This is a genomic window from Gluconobacter kondonii, from assembly GCF_002723995.1.
In the GTDB taxonomy this organism is placed as follows: domain Bacteria; phylum Pseudomonadota; class Alphaproteobacteria; order Acetobacterales; family Acetobacteraceae; genus Gluconobacter; species Gluconobacter kondonii.
On sequence record NZ_BEWP01000040.1, the window covers coordinates 1 to 2,500 of the forward strand.

Sequence of the window (2,500 nt, forward strand, 5' to 3'; positions counted from 1 at the left end):
TTGGTTGCGGGGGCAGGATTTGAACCTGCGGCCTTCAGGTTATGAGCCTGACGAGCTACCGGGCTGCTCCACCCCGCGTGGGTGTTTGTGATGTTGGGGGAATGTGAGTTGTATTGAGTGGGCTGGGGGACCTGGCGGCGACCGACTTTTCCGCACCTTAAGGTGCAGTATCATAGGCGCTGAGGGATTTCACGGCCGAGTTCGGGATGGGATCGGGTGTAGGGCCCTCGCAATGGCCACCAGGTCTTCCAGCCCACCCTGTCTTTTGAGAGAGGGTGGAGGTTGGTGCGATGTGAAGGGAGTGTGGCTGATTTCTGTGCATGTGTTTGATGTGAGAAGTATGAGCGATTAGGACCGGTTAGCTGCATGCATTACTGCACTTTCACACCCGGCCTATCAACGTGATGGTCTGTCACGGCTCTATGAGACCTCGTTTTGAGGTGGGTTTCCCGCTTAGATGCTTTCAGCGGTTATCCCGTCCATACTTAGCTACCCGGCTGTGCCACTGGCGTGACAACCGGTGCACCAGAGGTATGTTCATCCCGGTCCTCTCGTACTAGGGACAAATCCTCTCAAGTCTCTTACACCCACGGCAGATAGGGACCGAACTGTCTCACGACGTTCTAAACCCAGCTCACGTACCACTTTAATCGGCGAACAGCCGAACCCTTGGGACCTGCTCCAGCCCCAGGATGTGATGAGCCGACATCGAGGTGCCAAACCTCCCCGTCGATGTGGACTCTTGGGGGAGATCAGCCTGTTATCCCTAGAGTACCTTTTATCCGTTGAGCGATGGCCCGTCCACGTGGGACCACCGGATCACTATGGCCGACTTTCGTCTCTGATCGAGCTGTCACTCTCACAGTCAGGCGGGCTTATGCCATTGCACTCGACAGCCGGTTTCCGACCGGCCTGAGCCCACCATCGCGCGCCTCCGTTACACTTTGGGAGGCGACCGCCCCAGTCAAACTGCCCACCATGCAGGGTCCCGGACCAGGCTTACTGGTCTCGGTTAGACATCAGAAAAATTCAGGGTCGTATTTCAAGGATGGCTCCACCGGTGCTGGCGCCCCGGCTTCAAAGCCTCCGACCTATCCTACACAGAATGTCTCTGATGCCACTGCAAAGCTGCAGTAAAGGTTCATAGGGTCTTTCCGTCTGACCGCGGGTACCCCGCATCTTCACGGGGAATTCAATTTCGCTGAGTCGATGCTGGAGACAGTGGGGAAGTCGTTACGCCATTCGTGCAGGTCGGAACTTACCCGACAAGGAATTTCGCTACCTTAGGACCGTTATAGTTACGGCCGCCGTTTACCGGGGCTTCAATTCAGTGCTTGCACACCTCCTCTTAACCTTCCGGCACCGGGCAGGCGTCAGGCCCTATACGTCATCTCACGATTTCGCAGAGCCCTGTGTTTTTACTAAACAGTCGCTACCCCCTGGTCTGTGCCACCCGTCCATGGTTGCCCACGAGCGGGTCTCGTTTATCCCGAAGTTACACGAGCAATTTGCCTAGTTCCTTCAGCATCGTTCTCTCAAGCGCCTTGGTATTCTCTACCAGTCCACCTGTGTCGGTTTCGGGTACGGTCTATACGCCAGAGCTATTTCCTGGAATGATTGAAAAGCCTGTTCAATCCGTTAAGGACAGACAACATCTCTCATTCGTCACTTCTGGCAGGCCCAGTAATATTAAACTGGTTCCCATCGACTACGGCTCTCGCCCTCGCCTTAGGGGCCGGCTCACCCTGCGTGGATTAACCTTGCGCAGGAACCCTTGGACTTTCGGCGACAGTGTTTCTCGCACTGTTTGTCGCTACTCATGTCAGCATTCGCACTTCCGATATCTCCAGAGAGGGTCACCCCGTCTCCTTCGCAGACTTACGGAACGCTCCGCTACCGCGCATTCTAAAGAATGCACCCACAGCTTCGGCACGTGGCTTGAGCCCCGTTACATTTTCGGCGCAGGGTTTCTAATAGACCAGTGAGCTATTACGCTTTCTTTAAAGGATGGCTGCTTCTAAGCCAACCTCCTGGTTGTTTTGGAATCCCCACATCCTTTCCCACTTAGCCACGATTTAGGGGCCTTAGCTGGTGGTCTGGGCTGTTTCCCTCTCGACAATGGACCTTAGCACCCACTGTCTGTCTGCCGGGCTATACTCCTGGGTATTCGGAGTTTGGTTAGGTTTGGTAAGGCTTTGGGCCCCCCTAGCCCATCCAGTGCTCTACCCCCCAGGGTAAACACCCGACGATCTACCTCAATAGATTTCGCGGAGAACCAGCTATCTCCGAGTTTGATTGGCCTTTCACCCCTAGCCACAGCTCATCCCCGACTTTTTCAACAGGCGTGGGTTCGGCCCTCCAGTGCGTGTTACCGCACCTTCAGCCTGGCCATGGCTAGATCACTCGGTTTCGGGTCTTCTGCCAGCAACTCATTCGCCCTATTCAGACTCGCTTTCGCTACGCCTACACCTAACGGCTTAAGCTCGCTGCAAACAGAAAC

1 tRNA gene and 2 rRNA genes (1 of these 3 cut by a window edge) are annotated in these 2,500 nt (G+C 55.3%); all 3 read right to left on the bottom strand.

The features are described from left to right. Position 1: 1 nt before the first annotated feature. Positions 2-78: transfer RNA gene (locus GKO01_RS15385), tRNA-Met, on the bottom strand. Between the two features lie 51 nt (positions 79-129). Continuing rightward, a 5S ribosomal RNA gene (rrf, locus tag GKO01_RS15390) occupies positions 130-244 on the bottom strand. Between the two features lie 84 nt (positions 245-328). Next, positions 329-2,500 (bottom strand): 23S ribosomal RNA (locus tag GKO01_RS15395); it runs 565 nt beyond the window's last position.